The sequence below is a fragment of the Janthinobacterium lividum genome (assembly GCF_011601275.1).
In the GTDB taxonomy this organism is placed as follows: domain Bacteria; phylum Pseudomonadota; class Gammaproteobacteria; order Burkholderiales; family Burkholderiaceae_D; genus Janthinobacterium; species Janthinobacterium lividum_E.
Window position 1 is genome coordinate 61,013 of sequence record NZ_JAAOLY010000022.1, and the last position, 22,642, is coordinate 83,654.

Consider the following 22,642-nt stretch of genomic DNA (forward strand, 5'->3'; position numbering starts at 1 on the left):
TCTTGCCGTTGCGATGCCTGAAGATGACCCCGTGACCGCACCTATCCATATCCTCGTCGTTGACGACATCGCGCAAAACCTGGTCGCCGCCGAAGCCGTGCTGGCACGGCCCGGTATTGTCATCCTGAAGGCAAGCTCGGGCGCGCAAGCGCTGGAATTGCTGTTGACGCATGAAGTGGCGCTGGCCCTGATCGACGTGCAAATGCCGCACATGGATGGTTTCGAGCTGGCCGAACTGATACGCGGCAGCGAGCGCACGCGCAGCATTCCCCTGATCTTCCTCACGGCCGCGTCGCGCGAACCGAGCTACAGCTTCCGCGGCTATGAGGCGGGCGCCGTCGATTTCCTCTACAAGCCCATCGACGTGAAAGCCTTGCAAAGCAAGGTGGCCGTGCTGGTCCAGCTGTACCGGCAGAAGCGCGAATTGTCGGCCCAGCTCGACGAACTCAAGCATGCATTGCACCTGAATGAACTGTTCACGGCCGTACTGGGCCACGACTTGCGCACGCCCCTGTCCGTGGTGATGAACGGCGCCATGCTGTTGCCGATGATGAGCGACCACCCGAAGGTGATCGTCACTGCGCAGCGCATCGAAAGCAGCGCCAAGCGCATGGGGCGCATGGTCGACCAGTTGCTGGACCTGGCGCGCATCCGTTCCGGCACGATGGAGTTGCGCAGCAGCACGCACGACTACCTGGCACTGGCGCGCGCCATCGTCGAGGAATTCGAGACGGCTGGCCAGGCCCCGCTTGTCGAAGTCAGCAGCGTGGGCGACTTGCACGGTCAATGCGATGCGGGCCTGCTGTCGCAAGTCATCTCGAATCTGTTAAACAATGCCATCACGCATGGCGAGCCGGGCGCGCCCGTGCAACTGGCCCTCGATGGACGGGACGCCGGCCGCATCGAGTTGCGCATCGCCAATCGCGGCGTCATTCCCGCCGCCTTGCTGCCGACCCTGTTCGAACCGTTCCAGCAGGCGGGCGAGAAGCGCAGGATGGGGCAGGGTCTGGGACTGGGCCTGTACACGGTGAACATGTTCGTCAAGGCCCACGGCGGCACGGTCGAGATCAGCTCGACGGCCGCCCATGGCACGCTGGCGACCGTGCGCATCCCGCGCCAATGCCAGGTGCGCGTGCAAGCGGAAATGGCCACATGAGCGCGCCAGCCTGGCCGCGCGGCGGCGGCAACATGGGCGAGCTGGTGCGCCAGCGCGACTGGTCCGCCACCAGCCTTGGCGCCCTCGATGGCTGGCCCGCCCATTTGCGTACCAGCGTCGACATCGTGCTCAATTCGCCGATGGCGATGGTGCTGATGTGGGGCCCGCAGCACGTGATGATTTACAACGACGACTACATCCAGATCGCCGGAGAGCGCCATCCGGCCGCGCTGGGCGGCACGGTGCCGGCCATCTGGCCTGAAATCTGGGACTGGAATGCGCGCATCCTCGAAACGGGGCTGCGCGGCGAGACGCAGGTGCACCGCGAATGCTGCTTGCCGCTGTTGCGCGGCGGACAGCGCACGGATGTCTGTTTCGACCTGTTTTATACGCCCGTGCATGGCGCCGATGGCCAGGTGGACGGCGTGCTGTGCACGGCACTGGAATTGACGGCGCGCATGGAAGAAGGGCGCCAGCTGAAGCTGGCCACGGCCGAGCTGGGCAAACTCAACACCACCTTGCAGGCCGAGAGCGAGGCCGTGCGCGCGGCCAACCGCCGCCTGGGCGAGGAGCGCGCGCTGCTGCGCGCCCTGTTCCAGCAAGCGCCCAGCTTCATGGCCATGCTGCGCGGGCCGCAGCACGTGTTCGAGCTGGCGAACGAGCATTATCTGCGCCTCGTCGGCCACCGCGATTTGCTGGGCAAGACAGTCGAAGCGGCCTTGCCTGAAGTCAAGGAGCAAGGTTTCATCGAACTGCTCGACCAGGTCTACCGCACGGGCGAACCGTACGAGGGACGCCAGGTGAAGGTGGATTTGCAGACGGCGGACGGGCAGACGGGCCAGCGCCAGATCGATTTCGTCTACCAGCCCATCAAGGATGACGAGGGCGTGGTCACGGGCATCCTCGTCGAAGGTATCGATGTCACCGAACGCATGGAAGGCGAGGAGCGCTTGCGCCTGGCCCAGCAGGCGGGCGGCATCGGCACCTTCGAATGGTTCCCCGAGACGGGCGCGATGCTGGTGTCGCCCACCTTCCGCCGCCTGTGGGGCATTGCTGACGAGGAAGAAGTAACGGAACGCCTGCTGGTGAGCCTGGTCGATGCGCGCGACCAGCAAAAGGTCGGGCCGAGCAAGCTTGACGTGGCGCCCAATCCCCTCGAATACGTGGAGTACCGCATCCGCCGTCCCGCCGATGGCGCGCTGCGCTGGATCGCGCGCCAGGGCGAGGTGGTGGCCGGCCGCGTGCCGGGCCAGCGCCGCTACGTGGGCGTGTCGTTCGACGTGACGGAGCGGCGCCAGATCGAGGATGAACTGAACGCCAGCCAGGAACGCATGGCGGCTATTTTCGGCCAGGCCTCGGTGGGCTTGTCCGAACTGGGCCTCGATGGCCGCTTCCAGCGCGTCAACGGCGCCCTGTGCTGCATGCTGGGCCGCTCGGCCGAAGAGCTGCTGAACCTGAACATGAACGACATCATGCATCCGGCGGACGTGCCCGGCAACAGCGTGCTGTTCCGGCGCCTGGTGGAAACGGGCGAATCGTTCTCTCTGGAAAAACGCTACCTGAAGCCCGATGGTTCGCAAGTGTGGGTGTCGAGCAATGTCAGCCGGCTGGTCGATGAACAAGGACAGACGCGTTCCCTGATCGCCGTCAAGACGGATATCACGGACCGGCGCCGCGTGGAAAAAGCGCTGCATGAATTGAACGAAACGCTCGAACACCGGGTCGAACAGGAAGTCGGTGAGCGCACCAAGGCAGAAGACGCCTTGCGCCAGGCGCAGAAGATGGAAGCCGTGGGCCAGCTGACGGGTGGTATCGCGCACGATTTCAATAATGTGTTGCAAATCATTTCCGGCAATTTGCATCTGCTGCAGCATCTGGCGGGCACGGATGGCCTGATGCGCCAGCGCCTGGACACGGCGATTGCCGCCGTCGAGCGGGGCGCCAAGCTGTCGTCGCACCTGCTGGCGTTTGCGCGGCGCCAGCCCTTGCAACCGGTGGTGGCAGACCTGGCGCGCGTAGTGCGCAACATGGATGCGCTGCTGCGGCGTGCCCTGGGCGAAGCGATCGACATCGTGCTGGTGGGCGGCGGCGGGCTGTGGAATACCCTCGTCGACCGCAGCCAGATCGAGAACGTCATCCTCAACCTGGCTATCAATGCGCGCGACGCCATGGATGGCGTGGGCAAGCTGACCATCGAACTGGGCAATGTCGTGCTCGACGAACAGTATGTGCACAACCTGGTCGACGTGCCGGCGGGGCAGTATGTGATGCTGTCGGTGACCGATACGGGCCGCGGCATGAGCGGCTCGGTGCTGCAGCGCGCGTTCGAACCGTTCTTCACCACCAAGCCGGAAGGCGCGGGCACGGGCCTGGGCTTGTCGATGGCGTATGGCTTTGTCACGCAAAGCCGTGGCCATATCCGCATTTACAGTGAACCTGGCGTGGGTACGGGAGTCAAAATCTATTTGCCCCGTTCCCTGATGGCGGAAGCGGACGAGGAACTGGAATTGAGCGGCGTCGTCACGGGCGGCACGGAAACGGTGCTGGTGGTGGAAGACGACGTGGGCGTGCGCACGACCGTGGTCGACATGCTCGGCGCGCTTGGCTACAAGGTGCTCAAGGCCGAAGATGGCGAAAGCGCGCTGGCCGTGCTGCACAGCGGCGCGCAGATCGACTTGCTGTTTACGGACGTGATCATGCCCGGTCCCGTCAGCAGCACGGAGATGGCGCGCCAGGCGCGCGAGTTGCAGTCCGATATCGCCGTACTGTTTACGTCGGGCTACGCGCAGGATGTCATCGTGCACGAAGGCAGACTCGACGCGGGAGTGGAATTGCTCAGCAAACCGTACCGGCGCGAAGAGCTGGCGCGCAAGCTGCGCCACGTGCTGGCAAATCGCCAGCAGCAAATGCGTGCGCGCCAGTTTGAACGGTCCGGCGCGCCGGTGGCTGGCAGCAGCACGTCGGTCAGCATGCTGGGAGGCGGCACGCCGGGGCTGGACTTGACGGGCCACGCACCGGAACCGCAGGGGGACATGCCGACATCGATGAAGATACTCGTGGTGGAAGACAATCTCGATTCGCAGCTGATGGTGTGCGAACTGGTGGGCATGCTGGGCCACACGGTCAGCGGCGTGTCCGATGGCGAGGCGGCGTGGAAGTTGCTCAACGAGCAAGACTTCGATATCCTGTTTACGGATGTCAGCCTGCCCGGCATGTCCGGCATCGCGCTGGCACGCATGGTGCTGCGCGATAAACCGGACATGCGCATCATCTTTTCCACGGGCTACGGCAAGGAATCGATGGATGAACTGGGCTTTTCCGCCAGCGTCTTGCGCAAGCCCTATGATTTGCTGGAGTTGCAAGCGGCACTCGACCAACCCTGACGGGCATGCGCCGGCACGGCTTGCCTGTCTCATCCGTGAGGTAAAGCATGACCCCTGAACTGACGATGCTGGCCTGCACCCTGGTGCTGGCGCTGGTGCAAATCCTGCTGCCCGCGCTGTTTCGCACGCGCGAAACGGGCACGGCCTATAACGTGAGCGCGCGCGACGGCGACGGGCCGCCCGTGGGCAAGATCACGGGCCGCTTGCGGCGGGCCCAGGCGAATCTGTTTGAAACCCTGCCCCTGTTCGCCGCCGCCGTGCTGATCGCCCACGTGACGGCGCAGGAAAGCGCGCTGACCCTGTACGGCGCCGCCCTGTACCTGGCCGCGCGCGTGCTGTATCTGCCGCTGTATGCGTTTGGCGTGCCCGTCGTGCGCACGCTCGTGTGGTGCGTGTCGATTGCCGGCTTGCTGATGCTGTTCTGGGCCATCCTGTTTCCTTCTTGATATCCTACACGGGCTGTAGCAGTCGTCCTATGGCGGCGCGCCAGGCCCGGCCTTAAAGTAATTGCAGCCAGGCGCAAGGGTGCCGGCATGGCGCTTTTACTTTTTGGATGGCAACGATGCAGCTTACTGCGAACAAGTCCGGTCGACACATTCAGCGTCTGCTGCGCTCGGTTTTTGGCGTGGCGCGGCTGCGCACGGGCCAGCAGGAAGTCATCGACAGCGTGCTGGCCGGACGCGATACCCTGGCCATCATGCCCACCGGCAGCGGCAAGTCCCTGTGCTACCAGTTGCCCGCCGCCCTGTTGCCGGGCGCGACCCTGGTCGTGTCGCCGCTGATCTCACTGATGAAAGACCAGCTGGAAAAGCTGCGCGAACTGGGCATCACGGCCGTGCAGCTCAACAGCAGCCTGTCGCGCGCCGAAGAGGACGACGCCCTCTCCCGCATCGCCCAGGGAGGCAGGCTCATCATCTTTTGCACGCCGGAACGCCTGGCGATGCCCGACTTCCTGTCCCTGCTGGGCGGCGCGCCGCCCAGCCTGGTCGTCATCGATGAAGCCCATTGCATTTCCCAGTGGGGCCACGACTTCCGTCCCGCCTATCTGGAAATCGCGGCCGCCCTGCGCGCGCTGGGCCGTCCGCCCGTGCTGGCGCTGACGGCCACGGCCACGGGGGAAGTGATAGCCGATATCGACACGCAACTGGAAGCGCGCAAGTTGCAGGTCATCAATACGGGCATCTACCGTGCCAATTTGCGCTACCGCGTGATCCAGGTCACGAATGCGGGAGAGAAGCAGGACGAAGTCCTGCGCCTGCTGCGCGAGACACCCGGCGTGGGCATCGTGTATGCGGCCACCGTCAAGGCCGTCGAGAGTCTGGCGGCGCGGCTGGCGGAACTGGGCGAGAGCGTCACGTGCTACCACGGCAAGCTGGCGGCGCGCGAGCGCAAGCAGAACCAGGACTTGTTCATGAATGGCGAGCGTCGCATCATGGTCGCCACCAACGCGTTTGGCATGGGCATTGACAAGCCGGACACGCGCTTCGTCATCCACTTGCAAGTGCCGGCCAACCTGGAAGCGTACTACCAGGAATCGGGCCGGGCAGGGCGCGACGGCTTGCCCGCCGACTGCACCTTGCTGTACTTCCAGGAAGACAAGCGGGTGCAGCAATTCTTTCTGGCCAAGCACTATCCCACGGCGGAAGAACTGGCGGCCATCGTGGCGGCGGCGCAAGAATTGCCTGCCACCTTTACTTTCGCTGCGCTGGCGTCCAGCCTGCCCGAGTTTTCCGACGGCCACCTGAAGGTCTGCCTGAAATTGTTAAAGGACGGCAAGCTGCTGCGTCAGGACCGCAAACTGGGCTACCGCTTGACAGCGCCATCGCCCGCCACGCCTGCCTATGCGCAACTGGCGCAGATCTATGTCGACAAGCAGGAGCGCGACAAGCAGGCGCTCGAGCAGATGGTGGCGTACGCGCAAAGCGGCCTGTGCCGCTGGAAACTGCTGCTCGATTACTTCGGCGATGCCGGCGATTTCGAGCGCTGCTGCACCTGCGACAATTGCCAGTCGCCGCCGGCGCTGGCCGCGCCCATCAGCCTTGACGAGTTCCCTCCCGCGCCTGCCGAAGCGCCAGCGCCAGCGCCCCAGATCGCCGTCGGCAGCCGCGTGCGCGTGCCGCGCTACCAGATCGGCACCGTGCTGTCGGTGGCGGGCGACCAGGTCACCATTGCCTTTCCGGAAAACACCACGCGCACCTTCATGGCGGAGTTCGTCGTCCCCGCGTGAAGCCATGGTGCGCTGCCGAACAGTGATCTGGCGCAAGCGCGCTAGAATCAGCCCATTCCAACGCGCTTTTTTAACGCAAGGGGCAGGGCATGGCAGACATGGTGGTGGTGCGCAAGGAAGGCTTGTACTGTGTGCCGGGTCAGTTCTACATCGACCCGTGGCGCCCCGTCGAGCGCGCCATCATCACCCATGCGCACGCGGACCATGCGCGTGTCGGGCACCGGCATTACCTGTGCGCCGCGCCCGGCGAGCAAGTATTGCGCGCGCGCTTGGGCGCCGTGTCCATCCAGGGCCTCGCGTATGGCGAGAGCATCGACCGCCACGGGGTGCGCGTGTCGCTGCATCCAGCCGGCCACGTGCTGGGTTCGGCCCAGGTGCGCATGGAAGTGGGCGGCGAAGTGTGGGTGGCTTCGGGCGACTACAAGCTGCAGCCCGACCCCACTTGCGTACCGTTCGAGCCCGTGCGCTGCGATACTTTTATTACGGAATCGACGTTCGGCCTGCCCATCTACCGCTGGCAGGCGCCGCAGGAAATCAATGATGACATCAACCAATGGTGGCGCAGGAATGCGGCCGAAGGGCGCACCAGCGTGCTGTTCTGCTATGCCTTCGGCAAGGCGCAGCGCATCCTGGCGGGGCTGGACGCCAGCATCGGCCCCATCATCTGCCATGGCGCGGCGCAGGCATTGACGCAGGTGTACCGCGAATCGGGCGTGGCCTTGCCCGCCACCGTGATGGTGAGCGACGTGACGGACAAGGCGGCCCTGAAGACGGCGATGGTGATCGCGCCGCCGTCGGCCGCCGGTTCGCCGTGGATGAAGCGTTTCGGCGACTACAGCGATGCGTTCGCCAGCGGATGGATGCTGCTGCGCGGCGCGCGCCGGCGGCGTGGCGTGGACCGGGGTTTTGTCCTGTCGGACCATGCCGACTGGCCCGGCCTGATGCAAGCGATCACGGCCACGCAGGCCGAGCGCATCATCGTCACGCACGGCTCGATTCCCGTGATGGTGCGCTGGCTGCGGCAGAATGGCTGGCAGGCGGGCGGCTTCGAGACGGAGTATGGCGACGACGAGGCCGATGACGGCGTGCCCGTTGCGTCCACGGCAGCGGAGGACGTCACCCATGCGTGACTTTGCCCGGCTGTACGCGGAACTCGACGAGACGACCTCCACCAGTCGCAAGCTGGCGGCGCTGCAAGCCTATTTTCGCGGCACCTCGCCCGAGAATGCGGCCTGGGCCGTGTATTTCCTGGCTGGCGGCAAGCCGCGCCAGGCCGTGCCCACCAAATTGCTGCGCGAATACGCGACCGAGCGGGCGGGCCTGGACGCCTGGCTGTTCGACGAGGCCTATCACGCCGTCGGCGACCTGGCCGAAACCATCGCCCTGATCCTGCCCGCGCCCGCTAGACGCAGCGACCTCGGCTTGGCCGAGTGGGTCGAGCAGCGCATCGCACCGTTGCGCGGCGCGCCGCCCGACACCATCCGCACCGACTTGCTGGCCTACTGGGACGAACTGGAAACGCGCGAACGCTTCCTGCTGATCAAACTGATCGGCGGCGGCTTTCGCGTGGGCGTGTCCAAACTGCTGGTGACGCGCGCGCTGGCCTCCATCGCCGCCGTCGACAGCAAGCTGATCGCCCAGCGCCTGATGGGCTGGACCGATGGCAAGGTCAGCCCCACGGGCGCGGGCTTTCTCAAACTGATCGCCGCGCAGTCGGACGGCGAACATGCGCTGCGGGGCGGCCAACCCTATCCTTTTTTCCTCGCCCATCCCTTGCAGGCGGAGCCGCAGAGTCTCGGCGACATCGGCGACTGGCTGGCCGAATGGAAATACGACGGCATGCGTGCCCAGCTGCTGCGCCGAGAGGGCGTGAACTGGCTGTGGTCGCGCGGCGAGGAATTGATCACGGAGCGCTTTCCCGAACTGGCACAGCTGGCCTTGCCCGAGGGCACCGTGCTCGATGGTGAAATCCTCATCTGGCAGCCGGGCGACGTGCCGGCGCCATTTGCCGATCTGCAACAACGCATGGGCCGCAAGAGCGTGTCGTCCAAGTTGCTGGCCGAGCTGCCGGCCGTGCTGGTGGCCTACGATGTGCTGGAAATGGATGGCGTGGACGTGCGCCAGTTGCCCCAGCTCGAGCGGCGCGCGCTGCTGGAAAGCGTGGTGGCGCAGGTAAATGCTCCCGCGCTGCGCCTGTCGCCACGTATCGAGGCGGCAAGCTGGGAGGCGCTGGCGGCCATCCGCGCTGAATCGCGGGCGCGCGGCGTGGAAGGCATGATGCTCAAGGCCGTGTCGGCCGCGTATGGCGTGGGCCGCACGAAAGACGTGGGCACCTGGTGGAAGTGGAAGATCGACCCGTATTCCATCGACGCCGTGCTGATCTACGCCCAGGCGGGCCACGGCCGGCGCGCGTCGCTGTACACGGATTACACGTTTGCCGTGTGGGATGACGTTGAGGAAGGGGAACGCAAGCTGGTGCCGTTCGCCAAGGCGTATTCCGGTTTGACGGATGCGGAAATCGGACAAGTCGACGCCGCCATCCGCAAGACGACGATCGAAAAATTCGGCCCCGTGCGCAGCGTCAAGCCGACAATGGTGTTCGAGATCGGCTTCGAAGGCATTGCCGCGTCCAGCCGCCACAAGGCGGGCATCGCCGTGCGCTTTCCCCGCATCCTGCGCCGGCGCGACGACAAGGCCATCGCCGATGCGGACACCCTGGCCACCCTGAAGGCCATGCTGGTCCAGGCCACATGAGCAAAAGCGCGCTGGCGCAGCGCATCGATGCCTGGTTCACGGTGCGCTGCTGGGCCGTGTTCCCGTTCCAGCGCGCCGTCTGGCGTGCGGCAGCACAGGGCCAGCCCGGCCTGCTGCATGCAAGCACGGGCTCCGGCAAGACCTACGCCGTCTGGTTCGGCGCCTTGCTGCGCGCCGAGCGGCTGGCGCGCAAGGGCAGGAAGCAGGGCTTGCGCGTGCTGTGGATCACCCCCATGCGGGCGCTGGCGGCCGACACCGTGCGCGCCTTGCAAGCGTCTGGCGCGGAGTTGGCTCCCGGCTGGCGCATCGAGGCGCGCACGGGCGACACGAGCGCCGCGCAGCGGGCGCGCCAGGCGAAAGCCTGGCCCGAGGTGCTCGTCACGACGCCGGAAAGCCTGTCATTGATGCTGAGCCAGGCGGATGCCCGCGAACGTTTTAGTTTGCTGGAAACCGTGATCGTCGACGAGTGGCATGAGTTGATGGGCAGCAAGCGCGGCGTGCAGGTGCAGCTGGCGCTGGCCCGCTTGCGCCGCTGGAATGACACATTGATGACGTGGGGCCTGTCGGCCACCCTGGGCAATCTGCAGCAGGCGCAGGACGTTTTGCTGGGCGAGGAAAACGTCGGCGTGCTGGTGGAAGGCAAAGTCAAAAAGCGCATCCTCGTCGACAGCCTGATTCCCGTCAACCCCACGCGCTTTCCCTGGGGCGGGCACCTGGGCATCCAGATGCTGCAACCCCTGATTGCCGAGATCGAAGGCAGCGCCACCACCCTGGTGTTTACCAACACGCGTTCGCAGGCCGAGCTGTGGTACCAGCATTTGCTCGACGCGCGGCCCGACTGGGCGGGACTGATCGCCCTGCACCACGGTTCGCTGGACCGCGAAGTGCGCGAGTGGGTCGAGCAGCACTTGAAAACGGGCGAGCTGAAAGCCGTCGTGTGCACGTCCAGCCTGGACCTGGGCGTCGATTTCCTGCCCGTCGAGCGGGTGCTGCAAGTGGGCAGCGCGAAAGGCATCGCGCGCCTGGTGCAGCGGGCCGGGCGCAGCGGCCACGCGCCGGGACGCATTTCGCGCGTCACCCTGGTGCCCACCAACAGCCTGGAATTGCTGGAAGCGGCCGCTGCCCGAACTGCCCTGGCGCAAGGCCACTTGGAAGCGCGGCCCGTGCCGGACAAGCCGCTCGACGTGCTGGTGCAGCACCTCGTGACGATCGCGCTGGGCGGCGGTTTCCAGTCGCCGGAGCTGTACGCGGAAGTGCGCGCGGCCTGGTCCTACCGCCACCTGACTTTGGACGAGTGGCAATGGGCGCTCGATTTCGTCGCGCGCGGCGGGCAAAGCCTGACCGTGTATCCGGAATACCGCAGAGTACTGCCGGACGAGGACGGCGTGTACCGCGTGCCCGACGTGGCGCTGGCGCGGCGCCACCGCATGAGCATCGGCACCATCGTGTCGGAGTCGGCGATCCAGGTCAAGTTCCTCGGCGGCGGGCGCATCGGCAGCATCGAGGAATCGTTCATCGCGCGCCTGAAGCAGGGCGACCATTTTCTGTTTGGCGGGCGCATCCTGGAATTCGTGCGCGTGCACGAGATGACGGCCTACGTGCGGCGCGCAACCGGCAGCCGCGGCGCCGTGCCGCGCTGGCAGGGCGGCAAGATGCCGCTGTCGTCGGAACTCGCGCACGCCGTGCTGGACCAGTTGCAGCTGGCGCAGGAAGGGAAGGCCAGCGGGCCGGAAATGCACGCGCTGGCGCCGCTGCTGGCCATCCAGCAGGCATGGTCGAGCCTGCCCACGCGCGCGACCCTGCTGCTGGAAACCCTGTCCAGCCGCGAAGGCCATCATTTGTTCGTGTATCCGTTTGCCGGGCGCTCCGTGCACCTGGGCCTGGCGTCATTGCTGGCTTACCGTATCGCACGCGTGCAGCCGGCGACCTTGTCGATCGCCGTCAACGATTACGGCTTTGAATTGCTGGGCGCGGACGACATTGATTTTGCGCCCCTGTTGATTGGCGCCAGCGGCGCCGATCTTGCCCTGTTCAGCACGGACAATCTGCTTGAAGACGTACTGGCCAGCCTGAATGCGACGGAGCTGTCGCAACGGCGCTTCCGTGAAATCGCCCGCATCGCGGGCCTCGTGTTCCAGGGCTATCCGGGCCAGCCGAAAAGCGCGCGCCAGTTGCAGGCCTCGTCCTCGCTGTTTTTTGAAGTGTTCCGCAAGCACGATGCGGCCAATTTGCTGCTCACGCAGGCGCAGCGCGAAGTGCTGGAACAGGAGCTGGAATTGACGCGCTTGCGCGCCACCTTGCGCGAGCTGCATGGCAGGAGCATCAGCCTGCAAGCGCTGGAGCGGGCATCGCCATTTGCCTTCGGCCTGATGGTCGAGCGCTTCCGCGAACAGCTGACGACGGAAAAGCTGTCGGATCGGGTGGCGCGGTTGGTCAGCGCGCTGGAAAAGGCGGCCGCATGAGTGAGTCGCAGCAGGCGCACTGCGTGGTGGAACTGGCCGGCGAGATTCTGTGGCTGCTGGCGCACAAGGCCGTGTACTGGCCGGCGCGCAAGATGCTGGTCATCGCCGACATCCATTTCGGCAAGGCGGCCGCGTTCCGCGCGCTGGGCGTGCCCGTGCCGCGCGGCACCACGACGCAAAACCTGCTGGCGCTCGATGCCTTGCTGGCCAGTTACGCTTGCGAGGAAATCGTTTTTCTCGGCGACTTTCTGCACGCGCGCGCCGCGCATGCGCCCGCCACCGTGGCCGCCATGCTGGCCTGGCGCGCGCGCCATCCGGGCCTGCGCCTGACGGTGGTGCGCGGCAACCATGATGCGCATGCGGGCGACCCGGCCGCCGCGCTGGGGATACGCATGGTCGATGAACCGCACCAGGTGGGCAAGCTGTCTTTCTGCCATCACCCGGATACCGCCGCGCCCGGCTATGTGCTGGCCGGCCACGTGCATCCCGTGTTTCACTTGCGCGCTGAAAGGGGCGGCTTGCGTCTGCCGTGTTTCCTGCTGGGGCAGGAGCGCGCCATTTTGCCCTCGTTTGGCGCATTCACGGGCGGCCATGCGGTGCGGCCAGGCGTTGGCGAACGCGTCTACGTGACGGCCGACGCGGCGATTTTCGCACTACGCGCTAACTGCTGAGTGTCTGGTACTTTTGGTGGAAAACTGAAAGTAACTACGCTACCGTAGGCGGGACTCATCCTACATGCGCTCTTGCCATCCTCCTATTTCTTGTGCCCCATGTGCGCACTAAGATGACGGTTCCCTTGCCATGCGAGGGGGAAGATTTGCATGGTTTGCATTGTTTTTTGCATTGTTTCTGATTCCATCGATCAAGGAGATCATCATGGCCACATCGAGCGACAATAAACAGCAAGGTAGTAAAACCAGTAGCAGCAGCGGTAGCGGCGGCAACAAGCAAAGCGATACCAGCAAACGGGGTTTCGCTTCCATGGACCCCGCCCAGCAGCGTGAAATCGCCAGCGAAGGCGGACGTGCGGCGCATGAAAAAGGCACGGCGCATGAATTCACGTCGGAAGAGGCCCGCCGCGCAGGCAGCCAAAGCCACAAGAACGATGCCAACCGGCAAAGTGCCTCCAGCTCCAGCGGTTCACGCGACAATGCCAGCATGAACCAGGATGGCGGCCGCGACAGTGGCAACAAGCAAAGCGGTGGTTCGGGTTCCAGCTCGGGATCGCGCAACAAGTAGTGACTGGCAAGCAGTAGCAAGTAGCAAGTAGTAATGGGCCCTGGCCAGCGGGAGACAGGCACGCCGCTGGCCAGGGCCGCGCTTGTTTGGCTACCGCTGGCTAGCGCAAAATTTTGATGCAATGCAGCAGGCATGGACTATGATGAAAGAACTGCGCCGGCCATGGTCCACGCGCAGTCAATCTGCAATCCACTCGCACTCACGATCAGGGAGAAGATGATGGGCAACTCCACCACGCCGCAGCCCGGCAATAGCCAGGGCGGTACGCCGTCCACGGCAGGCAGCAAGCAAAGCACGGCCGAGTCGGCCGAGAGCTTTGTGCTGGTCGATAGCGAGCAAGGCCTCGATATCGGCGACGATCTGTTTTCCATCGGCGAAGTGCGGCGCGCCGACCGCTTGCCCCATCACCAGGCCGGCTTCGCCGGGCAGAGCCGGCAGAGCGCCGACGATGCGCCCGATACCACGGGCAGCACGGGCGTCTGATCTTTCAACCTTCGCTTAATCTTCGGACCATCCCCGCTGGGCCAGCTGCAAGACGTGTTCGCGCACGTCGGCTGGCCAGTCTTGCACGCACGCGAGGAACGCTGGCTGTTTGCCGGCGAACAAGGCGCGGCTCGCTTCTTCGAAGCCGGGCGCATCGCCGGCCAGCGCATTCATGACTTTATAGGCCGCTTCGCGTGCCTGGCGCTGCTCATCGTTCACCTTGTTGCCGCGCTGCGCGTGTTCCACCAGTTTGCGCAAGGCCACGGAAGCGCCGCCCGGCTGCGCTGCCAGCCATTCCCAGTGACGCGGCAGCAGGGTGATTTCGCGCGCCACCACGCCCAGCTTCGGCCGGCCTGCCGTGCGCGCGGGAGTTTCTTCCTGCGGCGCCGACGTGGCTGCCCGTGGCAGGCGCTGCAGCACATCGGCCAGGCTGCCATGCAGGTTCAGGTCGACCTGGCTGCCGCTGGCGTCGTCGAAAATCAGGATCTGCGCATCGGGTTCGCGCGTCACCAGTTCTTTCAGGGTTTGCGCCACGGCGTGCAAAGGGCCGGCGGCCACTTTGCGTTTGCCGGCGAAGGCGGTGAGCTCGGGTGTTGCGGGGGTATGCATGGTTGCCTCCATGGAGAATGCAGGCAATTTTACCCGGGTCAAATTGAAAGTCAATAACACCCGGGTAAAATAGGGTAAATCTGCTACAGATCGACCCGGCCGTGTTCGCCCATATCCTTCGGTGGCTCGCCCGTGATGGCGGCCTTGGCCATTTCATAGAATTGCATCATCTTGCTGGCGCTGCTATCCCAGTATTCGGCCGACTGTATCGTCACCTTGATCAGCGACAGCTTCGGATCGTCGAGTCCGCCCGGGAACCAGGCTTTCACCAGCGGGTTCCACAATTCCTCCGCCTTGGCGCGGTCCTTCAGCAGTTGCGCATGGCCGCAGACGGATACATACAGGCTGTCGCCCGTGTCGACAAAGCTGACGTTGACTTGCGGATTGTTCAGCAAGTCGCGCGTGTAGGCGGCATCGTCCGAGACAAAAAACCAGATTTGCCCTTCGCTGTCGACCTGCTGCTGCGTCAACGGCCGGCTGGTGAGCGTGCGCATGTCGTCGCTGGTGGTCAGCATGCCGAATTTGACGTCCTTGATCTTGGCCGCGATGCTGGCCAGTTGTTCGCTGGAATACTGTTGCATGTGCTTGCTCCTGTTTGATTGTCCTGAACAACAGCATAGGCGGGTGCGGCAAGCGGCTCTGTACGGCAGCTTACGTAGCAGGCCAGCTTTGTTTCAAAGCTGTTACAAAACGCTGGCCCGGCGGAGCGCCCCACGTATTGACTTAATAAATGATAATCATTATCATTTGTTTGAAAATATAAGCATGAATTTTGATTGAAGGATGGGAATGAAGCACACTGACTTGTCGCGCCACCTGGCCCGCTCCTTGCCGGGAGCGCTTGATGGGTAATGCGGGCGCCGCAGACAAGGCCAAGAACAATGCCAGCCGCGCCGTCTGGCTGAAGAATTTGCATCAATGGCACTGGATCAGTTCCGCGCTTTGCCTGCTGGGCATGTTTCTGTTCGCCATTACCGGCATCACCCTGAACCACGCTGGCCAGATCGAATCCAAGCCGGCGATCACGCGCCAGAAGGCGGAGCTGCCGGCGCCCCTCGTCACGGAACTGGCCGCCTATGCCGCCAAGCACGATGGCGCCAACGCGCCCATGCCGGCCGCGGCCGAAGCCTGGCTCAAGCAGCAATGGTCGCTCAATGCCGGCGGGCGTCCCGCCGAATGGTCGATCGACGAAGTGTATCTGCCGCTGCCCAAGGCGGGCGGCGACGCCTGGGTACGCATCGGCCTCGAAGACGGGGCCGCCGAATATGAATTGACGGACCGGGGCTGGGTGTCCTGGCTCAACGACGTCCACAAGGGCCGCAACACGGGCGTGGCCTGGAGCTGGTTCATCGACATCTTTGCCGGCGCCTGCATCGTGTTTTGCCTGACGGGATTATTGATTTTGAAGTTCCACGCGGCCAACCGGCCATTTACCTGGCCGATGGTGGGCCTCGGTATCTTGATACCTTGCGCGATCGCCTTGCTGTTTATCCACTGATGTTTTTTCCTTTTTACAGGCACACCATGAAATTACGCTACTCCCTGGCGCTTGGCCTTCCCCTGATCGGTACGTCGGCGATGGCTGCCGACCTGGCCCTCAAGATTGAAATTCCGCAATTGAATGTGGCGGAATACCACCGTCCTTACGTGGCGGCGTGGCTGGAAACGGCGGACCAGAAGGTCGTTGGCAACCTGGCCGTGCTGTATGACGTGAAAAAGAAGGACAAGGCGGGTGAAAAATGGCTGAAGGACATGCGCCAATGGTGGCGCAAGAGCGGCCGCGACCTGGCCATGCCTGTTGACGGCGTCAGCGGCGCCACGCGCGCGCCCGGCGAACATACCTTGACGTTCCCCGGCGCCAAAGCCTTGCTCGACAAGCTGCCGGCCGGCGAATACCAGGTCGTCGTGGAAGCGGCGCGCGAAGCGGGCGGACGCGAACTGGTGCGCGTGCCGTTCCAGTGGCCGCTGAAATCGGCCCAGTCCGTGCCTGGCAAAGGCAAGGAAGAACTCGGTAATGTCGTCGTCCAACTCAAACCATAAGGCGCACATCATGTTCAAGCAATTCAATAAACCCCTGATCGCCCTGGCCCTGGCCGGCCTGGCCATGAACGCCCACGCCCACCGCGGCTGGATGGTGCCATCGAGTACGATGGTGGAAAGCAAGGACGCCTGGGTGACGGTGGACGCAGCCGTCTCCGACGGCCTGTTCGAGATCGACCACCAGCCGCTGCGCCTGGATGCGCTGCAGGTGATCGGCCCGGACGGCGCGAAAGTCACGCCGGCGAACACGGTCACGGGCCGTTTGCGCAGCGTCTTCGACGTGAAAATGGAAAAGCCGGGCACGTATAAAGCGGCCATCGTGTCGCAAAACGTGATGGGTAGCTACAAGCTCAACGGCGAGCAGAAGCGTTTCCGCGGCAACGAAGAGACGTTCAAGAAGGAAGTGCCGGCCGACGCGCAAGAGCTGAAAGTCACGCGCACGGCAGCGCGCCTGGAAACTTTCTTCAGCAATGGCGAAACGAGCACGGAAGTGTTCAAGCCGACCGGCGTGGGCCTGGAATTCGTGCCGGTGACGCACCCGAACGACTTGCGCGCGGGCGAGAAAGCCACGTGGCGCTTCCTCGTCGATGGCAAGCCGGCGGCAAATCAGGCCTTCAGCCTGGTGCCAGGCGGCGTGCGCTACCGTGGCGTGCTCGGTGAAATCCGCCAGAGCACGGATGCCAAGGGCGAGATCACGTTTACGGTGCCAGCGGCCGGTATGTATTACCTGAGCAGCACCTGGCCAGCGGCCGCACCGGCCGTGGCCGGCCAGCCGCCAGCCATGCCCGAGCGCCGCATGACGTACGCGGCTACCGTCGAAGTGCTGCCGCAGTAAGCGGCGGCATCGTCACGAGAGCGCCGATGCGTCGGGTCCTGCTGCCGCAGCATATTTCCGATCAGGCCGCGCCGCCCGGCGCCGCGATCCGGGACTTGCGCGGCTTGTCGATGGGCACCAGCTGGTCGGTGCGCCTGCTCGAGTCCGCCATGCCGGGACGCGCGGGCAGCGCCGACTTGCAGCAGGGCTTGCAGCAGCAGCTGGACCTGGTCGTCGCGCAAATGAGCCACTGGAGCGACGAGTCCGACCTGGCCCGCTTCAACCGGGCCGAGCCTGGCAGCTGGCACAGCCTGCCCGCCGCGTTTTGCGAGGTGCTGGGCTTCGCCATGCACGTATCGCAAGCATCGGGCGGCGCGTACGACCCGTGCGCGGGCGCCCTCGTCAACCTGTGGGGCTTCGGCCCCCGCCATCGCTACGATGAGCCGGGCTTCCTCCCGCCGAAAGACGATAGCGTGGCCTTGGTGTTGGCGCAACGCCAGCGGCGCCGCCTGGAGCTGGACTTGCCGGCTCGCCGCGCGCGCCAGCCGGGCGGTTTGCAGCTCGATTTGTCCTCCATCGCCAAGGGCTATGGCGTGGACCGCCTGGCCCGCTATCTGGATAGCCAGGGCATCCACCATTACCTGGTCGAAGTGGGTGGCGAGCTGCGCGGCGCCGGCAGCAAGCCCGACGGCCAGCCTTGGTGGGTCATGCTGGAACAGGTCGATGGCGCCGCCGATAGTGCCGATCATGCGCAGCATCCGCCGGAAATGCTGCTGGCGCTGCACGGCCTCTCTGTGGCGACCTCGGGCGACTACCGGCGTTTTTTCCAAGACGGCACGGTGCGTTTCTCACACACCATCGATCCGCGCAGCGGCATGCCGATCGCCAATCAACTCGCTTCCGTCACCGTCGTGCATGCGGAATGCATGGCGGCCGACGCCTGGTCGACGGCCCTGACCGTGCTGGGTGTCGAGGCCGGCATGGCGCTGGCCGAAGAGCAGGGCCTGGCCGCGCGCTTCCTGCAGCGCGACGGCGACGGCTACCACGAAACGCTGAGCAGCCACATGCTGGCCATGCTCGACGAATGAACGATTAATCCATGATTTTTACGCACGATACGACGCGGCTGGCCTTGTTGGCCGCCCTGTCCCTCAGTTATGCGGGCGTGTGCCTGGCGCCCTGGCTGCGCGCGCGCAACAAGCGCCGCGCAGCCGATGCGGCCAAGGCAGCGCTGGCCAACAGCCGGCCCTGGCTGGTGGCGTATGCGAGCCAGACGGGCAATGCCGAGGAACTGGCCACGCAAACGGCGCACAGCCTGCAGCTGGCCGGCATTGCCGTGCGCCTGTGCGCGCTGGCCGAACTCACGGCCGCCGATCTGCAGCAGGCGGAACGGGCCTTGTTCCTGGTCAGCACCTATGGCGAAGGCGATGCGCCCGACAATGCGGCCGCCTTCATGGGCCGATTGATGACGGGCGAGCTGGCGCTGCCGCAACTGCATTACGCCGTACTGGCCCTGGGCGACCGCAGCTATGGCCAGTATTGCGGCTTCGGCCGCGCGCTCGATGCCTGGCTGGCGGGGCAGGGCGCGTCGCGCCTGTTCGAGTGCATCGAAGTCGACCGCAGCGCGAATGCCGCTATCGAACAGTGGTTCCAGCACCTGAGCCACCTGGCCGGCACCAGCGATGCGCCCGACTGGAGCGCGCCGGCGTTTGGCGACTGGCGGCTGACGCAGCGGCGCCTGTTGAATCCCGGCAGCGCCGGCGGCGCCATCTATCACGTGGAACTGGCGCCAGCAACGGGCAGCTTGCCGGAATGGCAGTCGGGCGACCTGGTGCAGGTGACGGCGCCCGCCGACCCGTCGCAGCCGCGCGAATATTCGATCGCCTCGATCCCGCGCGATGGCGGCGTGCACTTGCTGGTGCGCCAGCATGCGCATCCCGATGGCAGCCTGGGCCTGGCCTCGGGCTGGCTCACGGCGCAGGCCAAGGTCGGCGACGTGGTGCAGCTGCGCTTGCGCCAGCACAAACGCTTCCGCCTGGAAGACAATGCCCAGCGGCCATTGATTTTGATCGGCAACGGCAGTGGCATCGCCGGCTTGCGCGGGCATTTGAAATGCCGCGTGTTGGCAGGGCAGCGGCGCAACTGGCTGATCTTTGGCGAACGCAATGTGGCCCACGATTTCCATTATCGCGAAGAGATCGAGGGCTGGCACGCCAGCGGCGACTTGCCGCGTCTGGATCTGGCGTTTTCGCGCGACCAGGCGGAGCGGACCTATGTGCAGGACCGCCTGCGCGGCAATGCTGACGAAGTCAAGCTGTGGCTGGAGCAGGGCGCGGCCATCTATATTTGCGGCAGCCTGGCCGGCATGGCGGGCGGCGTCGACCAGGCGCTGCAAGAGATACTGGGCCGGCCCGCACTCGACGCGCTGGCAGCCGAAGGGCGCTACCGGCGCGACGTGTATTAATAAAAAAAGACTGGCATGGCCAGTCCTTTTTACTTGGACAAGTCTGTCTACCTGTCTACTGTGGGATATCGGCCAGCGGCGCCGTGTCCATTTCGCCGCTCACTTCCTGCAAGCCGCGCGCCAGGCTGGAAATGCTGGGGTTGTCGATGAAGACGCAGCGCTTGCCCGTGCGCTTGCAATAATCCTTCACGCGCCAGTAGGCGCTGTGGCTGATGCAGCCCGTCTGGCATATCACCAGGTCGGCCGCCGCCAGGCTCGAGTCGAGCAGGTTGGCATTGTCTTCCAGGCCGCCGTCGTGGTGGGCAAATTGCGCGCCGACCCGCTCGATCAGGGCGCGGTAGGTGGCGACATTGCCGCTGCGTCCGCCCACGCACAAGACGCTTTGATCGACGAGGCGGATCGGCATCTTCAGCTTGCCGCCTGTCGGCACTTCCAGCTTCGGCGCCGGTGGCGGCGCGACAGCGGCCGGGCGCGGCTGGGCCTGTTTCAATTCCACGATTTGCTGGCGCAATTCCTTTTCGCGCTCATCCATTTGCGCCAGGCGTTCGACCAGGCGCGTGCGCGATTCCAGCGCGGGGATGGCGGCCTGCAATTGTGCCAGTTCCGCGCGCAAGCCGTCGATCATGCTGTCCTTGCCGATGGCTTCGGCACGCGTGCGCAGCAGCAAGGCTTCCTGGCGCTCCAGCTCGCCCGTCTTTTCCATCAGCGCGGCCTGGCTGCGCTGTTGCAGCTTGGCCAGTTCGTGCGTCAGGCGCGCGTTTTCTTCCTGCAAGGCCGTAAATTTTCCCATGTCGGCGCGCACGCAGGCGCCGGCCTGGTGCTGGATCATGTGCAAGTCGCGGCACATCTGCTCTTCCAGCTCGGCGTCGCAGCGCGGGTGCGTCAGGCCGGCCCAGAAAGCGCCCGACACGTCGCCGTTGGCGACGGCCGTGCGCCACAGTTGCGCTACCTGCTCCGTCGTCTTGGCGCCGCGAAAGCGCAGGATCACGGGAGCGTAGCGGCGTTCGAGTTCCTTTTGCAGCGCTTCGGACAGGCGGTTGCGCGCGCCGCATTCCGTCACGGCGCCCACGTGCACTTCGTAGTCGTCGGCCAGCACGCGCCCGCCCGTCATCTTGCCCACCAGCTTGCGCAGGTAGCCCAATGGCAAGCCCACGCCGACCAGCGGGCAATGGCAGGTGTGCGACAGTTCCCACAGCCGGCGGCGGCGCGAAGCGAGCGCGGTCGTTTCCGTGTCGGCGTGGGCGCAATTGCTGATGACGGGCAGGGACTTGTCTTTGTCACACATGGCGATATCCTGTTGGGCGGTGGGGCAGTCGTTGAAGAAAAATTATTGCGGCAGGGGCGAGGCAGGGCGCCTGGCGCTCAGCATGCGTGCCAGGCGATCCAGCAAGGTGGTCTTCGGCGGCACGGGCTGGTGCAGCGCCACCAGGGCGGCCCATTGCTGCGACAGTTGCTGGCAGGTTGCTTGCAGTACGGGGCCCAAGCCGGGCGAGCCGGCCAGCGCTTGCAGATGGCGCTCGATGACACCGGCCAGTTTCTCGCAGGGACTGCCCGCATGGTAGTGCGACATCAGGTGCAGCACGGCCGACAGCAGCAATTCAGGTTGCTGGCCCTGCGGGGAAGAAAGCATCGGGGAAGGTCGTTCGTTCGCCATCAAACACTCCTGTGCGGTGGTTTGGCTGGCTGCGCGCATGGAGCGCGACTGGCTGGCGAGTGTGGTGACTGGCTGCCGTGCTGCTTCAGGCAGTCAGGATCAGCTTGTTCAATTGGGTAACGCGCAGGCGATAGATCTTGCCGCTGTGCTCAATCTCCACTTCGCGGCCCTGCTGCAGCAGCGCTTCGCTGGTGATGCGGCGCGCCGGTTGTGCCACGCTGACGGGAGGGCGGACGTGGGCGGTAGCGGCATCCTGGATCAAGGCTGGTTTTGAGCTTTGCATGTTGGGCTTTCTTTATCTCAGTTGAGAATGATTCGTATTTGCATTATTGTTGAATGTGGCCCGAAAAGCAAGGCTTATTTGTAGGGAATCCGCGCTTTTTTATGGCGGCACGGCGCCTTGGACGAGGTGGTCGTACAAAGGCGGCCGCTGGCCGGCGTGGAAGGGGGCGGCAGCAAAAAAGACCCGGCAAGGCGGTGCGCGCCTTGGCCGGGTCAAGCCTGTGCCAAGCTGGAAAGAAGAGTCGGGATGGCGTTAAATCGTGGCCAGCAATTGCGCCGAGGTGGCTGCCGCGGCGCTGGTGTCGGCCTTGAGCTTGGCGGCGGCCAGTTGCTTGGCGCGCGAGCGCGACGGCGGCAGGCGGCGCAGGGTTTTCAGGGCGTCCGGATCCTTGATGCCGATGGTGCGCTGGTCAACCGTGATGAGGCCGATTTCATTGAAGGCGGACAGGGTGCGGCTCACCGTTTCCAGTGTCAGGCCCAGGTAGCTGCCGATTTCATGGCGCGTCATGCGCAGGTTGAACAGCTTGCTCGAGTAGCCCATCTGCGCGAAACGGTCGGCCAGTGAGACGAGGAAGCGCGCCACGCGGGCTTCGGCGCTGAGGGCGCCCAGCATGCCGATCATGGCCTGTTCGCGCACCAGTTCGCGGCTCATCACGCCGTACATGACATTTTCCAGTTCCAGGTGAACACGTCCCAGCGCCGTCAGCTTCTTGAACGGCAGCAGGATCAGGTCGCAGTCGGACAGGGCCACCGCTTCCGAGGAGTAATGGCGCGAGTGGATGCCGTCGACGCCCAGCATGTCGCCCTTCATGGGGAAGCTCAGTACCTGTTCATTGCCGAATTCATCGATGAGCACGGTTTTCAGGAAGCCCGAATTGACGATGTACAGGGTGTCGAACGGCTGGCCGATGGTGTGCACGCGCTGGCCCGTCTTGAATTGCACGTGCTGGAACAGCAGTTCGTCGGCGGCGATGGTGCAGGCACTGGAGATATGCAGCAGGTCGCACACCTCCTTCAGGTTCGACCATAGCCGCCCCTGGCGCTGGCGCCCTGCTTCCATCGGGGAGGAGGGGGC

21 protein-coding genes are annotated in these 22,642 nt (G+C 64.9%); 15 read left to right on the forward strand and 6 right to left on the reverse strand.

From position 1 onward, the window contains the following. Positions 1-31 precede the first annotated feature (31 nt). The 10 genes from GYK42_RS25405 (at position 32) to GYK42_RS25450 (ending at position 13,704) form a co-directional block, all read left to right on the forward strand. Positions 32-1,156, forward strand: a complete 1,125-nt coding sequence (locus GYK42_RS25405; RefSeq protein WP_166449751.1) for a response regulator — start codon at positions 32-34, stop codon at positions 1,154-1,156. Further along, positions 1,153-4,539 (forward strand): hybrid sensor histidine kinase/response regulator, encoded by a 3,387-nt coding sequence (locus tag GYK42_RS25410; RefSeq protein WP_166449752.1) that lies wholly within the window; start codon positions 1,153-1,155, stop codon positions 4,537-4,539. Before GYK42_RS25405 ends, GYK42_RS25410 begins: the two co-directional genes overlap by 4 nt. A gap of 47 nt (positions 4,540-4,586) precedes the next feature. After that, entirely contained in the window at positions 4,587-4,985 is a 399-nt protein-coding gene (locus tag GYK42_RS25415; RefSeq protein ID WP_166449753.1) for an MAPEG family protein, read from the forward strand. Between the two features lie 116 nt (positions 4,986-5,101). Next, positions 5,102-6,766 (forward strand): RecQ family ATP-dependent DNA helicase, encoded by a 1,665-nt coding sequence (locus GYK42_RS25420; RefSeq protein ID WP_166449754.1) that lies wholly within the window; start codon positions 5,102-5,104, stop codon positions 6,764-6,766. A gap of 89 nt (positions 6,767-6,855) precedes the next feature. Beyond that, a complete protein-coding gene (locus GYK42_RS25425) occupies positions 6,856-7,896 on the forward strand; it encodes a ligase-associated DNA damage response exonuclease (protein WP_166449755.1) in 1,041 nt (346 codons plus the stop codon). Continuing rightward, positions 7,889-9,520 (forward strand): ATP-dependent DNA ligase, encoded by a 1,632-nt coding sequence (locus GYK42_RS25430; RefSeq protein ID WP_205711551.1) that lies wholly within the window; start codon positions 7,889-7,891, stop codon positions 9,518-9,520. Before GYK42_RS25425 ends, GYK42_RS25430 begins: the two co-directional genes overlap by 8 nt. Further along, complete coding sequence (locus tag GYK42_RS25435) at positions 9,517-11,982, forward strand: ligase-associated DNA damage response DEXH box helicase (protein ID WP_166449756.1); 2,466 nt, start codon at positions 9,517-9,519, stop codon at positions 11,980-11,982. The genes GYK42_RS25430 and GYK42_RS25435 overlap by 4 nt, the downstream gene beginning before the upstream one ends. Next, positions 11,979-12,653, forward strand: a complete 675-nt coding sequence (gene pdeM / locus GYK42_RS25440) for a ligase-associated DNA damage response endonuclease PdeM (RefSeq protein WP_166449757.1) — start codon at positions 11,979-11,981, stop codon at positions 12,651-12,653. Before GYK42_RS25435 ends, pdeM begins: the two co-directional genes overlap by 4 nt. A gap of 205 nt (positions 12,654-12,858) precedes the next feature. After that, a complete protein-coding gene (locus GYK42_RS25445) occupies positions 12,859-13,221 on the forward strand; it encodes a KGG domain-containing protein (RefSeq protein ID WP_166449758.1) in 363 nt (120 codons plus the stop codon). A 216-nt stretch (positions 13,222-13,437) separates the two neighbouring features. Next, the gene (locus GYK42_RS25450; RefSeq protein WP_166449759.1) at positions 13,438-13,704 is read left to right on the forward strand and encodes a hypothetical protein; all 267 of its coding nucleotides are present in this window, start codon (positions 13,438-13,440) and stop codon (positions 13,702-13,704) included. 15 nt (positions 13,705-13,719) lie between these two features. Here the strand turns inward: GYK42_RS25450 and GYK42_RS25455 are convergent, their stop codons facing one another. Beyond that, positions 13,720-14,313, reverse strand: a complete 594-nt coding sequence (locus tag GYK42_RS25455) for a DUF2239 family protein (RefSeq protein ID WP_166449760.1) — start codon at positions 14,311-14,313, stop codon at positions 13,720-13,722. An 83-nt stretch (positions 14,314-14,396) separates the two neighbouring features. After that, complete coding sequence (locus GYK42_RS25460; protein ID WP_166449761.1) at positions 14,397-14,894, reverse strand: pyridoxamine 5'-phosphate oxidase family protein; 498 nt, start codon at positions 14,892-14,894, stop codon at positions 14,397-14,399. Positions 14,895-15,157: 263 nt separating this feature from the next. Between GYK42_RS25460 and GYK42_RS25465 the strand changes: the two genes are divergently transcribed. From GYK42_RS25465 to GYK42_RS25485, 5 genes are read left to right on the forward strand one after another with little or no spacing between them, the layout of a single operon-like run. Then, positions 15,158-15,811 (forward strand): PepSY-associated TM helix domain-containing protein, encoded by a 654-nt coding sequence (locus GYK42_RS25465; RefSeq protein ID WP_046685808.1) that lies wholly within the window; start codon positions 15,158-15,160, stop codon positions 15,809-15,811. Positions 15,812-15,837: 26 nt separating this feature from the next. Then, positions 15,838-16,353, forward strand: coding sequence for a DUF2271 domain-containing protein (locus GYK42_RS25470; protein ID WP_058049111.1), 516 nt, complete (start codon positions 15,838-15,840; stop codon positions 16,351-16,353). A 10-nt stretch (positions 16,354-16,363) separates the two neighbouring features. Continuing rightward, positions 16,364-17,188, forward strand: coding sequence for a DUF4198 domain-containing protein (locus tag GYK42_RS25475; protein ID WP_046685807.1), 825 nt, complete (start codon positions 16,364-16,366; stop codon positions 17,186-17,188). A 26-nt stretch (positions 17,189-17,214) separates the two neighbouring features. Then, positions 17,215-18,255, forward strand: a complete 1,041-nt coding sequence (locus GYK42_RS25480) for an FAD:protein FMN transferase (protein WP_166449762.1) — start codon at positions 17,215-17,217, stop codon at positions 18,253-18,255. Positions 18,256-18,266: 11 nt separating this feature from the next. Continuing rightward, positions 18,267-19,631: a sulfite reductase subunit alpha gene (locus tag GYK42_RS25485; RefSeq protein ID WP_166449763.1), complete on the forward strand. Its 1,365-nt coding sequence runs from the start codon at positions 18,267-18,269 to the stop codon at positions 19,629-19,631. Positions 19,632-19,686: 55 nt separating this feature from the next. Here the strand turns inward: GYK42_RS25485 and GYK42_RS25490 are convergent, their stop codons facing one another. The 4 genes from GYK42_RS25490 to GYK42_RS25505 form a co-directional block, all read right to left on the reverse strand. After that, on the reverse strand, positions 19,687-20,916 hold the full coding sequence (locus GYK42_RS25490) for a DUF2325 domain-containing protein (protein WP_205711552.1): 1,230 nt from the start codon (positions 20,914-20,916) through the stop codon (positions 19,687-19,689). Between the two features lie 42 nt (positions 20,917-20,958). Beyond that, the gene (locus tag GYK42_RS25495; RefSeq protein ID WP_166449764.1) at positions 20,959-21,285 is read right to left on the reverse strand and encodes a hypothetical protein; all 327 of its coding nucleotides are present in this window, start codon (positions 21,283-21,285) and stop codon (positions 20,959-20,961) included. 85 nt (positions 21,286-21,370) lie between these two features. Next, positions 21,371-21,568 (reverse strand): hemin uptake protein HemP, encoded by a 198-nt coding sequence (hemP, locus tag GYK42_RS25500; RefSeq protein ID WP_166449765.1) that lies wholly within the window; start codon positions 21,566-21,568, stop codon positions 21,371-21,373. Positions 21,569-21,820: 252 nt separating this feature from the next. Next, positions 21,821-22,627: a Crp/Fnr family transcriptional regulator gene (locus GYK42_RS25505; RefSeq protein ID WP_046686236.1), complete on the reverse strand. Its 807-nt coding sequence runs from the start codon at positions 22,625-22,627 to the stop codon at positions 21,821-21,823. Between the last annotated feature and the right edge of the window lie 15 nt (positions 22,628-22,642).